Raw genomic sequence first — 1,338 nt, 5'->3', positions numbered from 1 at the left:
TCTTCATGCGTTGGAATTGCGGGTGTTGGGTCTGTCATTTCGGATCCCCTTTTGATGCTTTGGGATGGCCCCGCCCCGGGGGCCATCGCCGAGACGGCTATTCCGCGGCTTCGGGTTGTGCGTCGATCAGGTCGACCTCTTCCCAGCCGGGCGCATCGTCGAAGTGCAGGACGGCGCGCTGTTTCTTGCGGTTGATCAGCAGCCGCGTGCTGTCGCGTTTCGCATAGTGACCCGCAGGATCGGCCGCCGCCTTGGCATAGCCGATCATGTGCAGATCGATATCGGCATACATGATGCCCTCCTGGTCATGCGGGATCCGTTCGGCCAGCTCCGACCCGTCCGGGCCAAAGATCGCGGTATAGCCACCGCCCACCGGGAACAGCGCCTCTTTCTCGGGATTGCCCTCGCACAGCAGGTCCTGCATCTCTTTGGTTACCAGCGAACAGGGGGCCAGAACGAAACAGCCACCTTCGACCGCATAGATCATCGAAGCCGCGTTGTTCACCTGATGCCCCAGCGCATAGGCCGTGCCCTCATACAGCGCCAGGTTCGGCCAGGCGGCCACATGGATCTGTTCGTTTTGGGCATACATGGCATATTTGCTCAGCGGTTGCAGATGCTCCCAGCAGGCCAGCTGCCCGACGCGCCCGATCGAGGTGTCGACCACGCTCAGGTCCGAGCCGTCGCCTTCGCCATAGACCGTGCGTTCGACATGGGTAGGTTTCAGCTTGCGGCGGCGGTTGATCACCTCACCGGTTTCGTCGAAATGCCACTGCGCGATATAGAGCGAGCCGCCATCACGTTCAGAGCAGCCCATCGACAGCTGGATGTTGTTGTCGCGGCAGGCTTTGGACAGGCGCTTTTCCTGATCGCTGCCGGCAACAATCGAATTGTCAAAGTAACGGCCCACGAACTGCATCTGCCAGGCAACAGGGCCCAGCCAGATGTGATTGGGATAGCCCGGCAACCAGGTTTCGCTGAACGCAATCAGCTTGGCGCCGTTCTTCGCGGCCTCTTCGATCAGACCGATGGCTTTGTCGATGCCTGCGTCCAGATCAAGAAAGCAGGGGGCCGCCTGAACCGCAGCGACTTTGAATTGAGTAGACATGGTGCACCTCCGTTGGATGAACAAAGGCTGTCGGATCACGGGCGATCGTGCTTTTGCGTCTGGGCGGAAAAACTTGCTTTTTCGGGCAAGATCGACATGCTTTGTCGATCCATTCAAGGGGACCACATGGATATTCAGACGCGTTACGACACAAACAACGTGCCGCTAAACCAGCGCCTCGCGTACTGGCAAGACTCCGTTTGCAACAGCTATGTGCAGCTCGGGTGTGA

Annotated in this window: 1 protein-coding gene; it reads right to left on the bottom strand. The window is 59.3% G+C overall.

Going from position 1 to position 1,338, the window contains the following annotated elements; translation table 11 throughout:
• Positions 1 to 97: 97 nt before the first annotated feature.
• Entirely contained in the window at positions 98 to 1,108 is a 1,011-nt protein-coding gene (locus GOX45_RS21900) for a carbon-nitrogen hydrolase family protein (protein WP_171104088.1), read from the bottom strand.
• Positions 1,109 to 1,338: the final 230 nt, after the last annotated feature.

The organism is Ruegeria sp. HKCCD7255, from assembly GCF_013031565.1.
In the GTDB taxonomy this organism is placed as follows: Bacteria; Pseudomonadota; Alphaproteobacteria; order Rhodobacterales; family Rhodobacteraceae; genus Ruegeria.
The sequence above is the reverse complement of the archived record's forward strand: the minus strand, read 5'-3'. Positions and strand labels throughout refer to the sequence as shown.

Coding starts and splice junctions, on each gene's coding strand:
- GOX45_RS21900 (WP_171104088.1), bottom strand. CDS start 1,108: ATGTCTACTCAATTCAAAGTCGCTGCGGTTCAGGCGGCCCCCTGCTTT.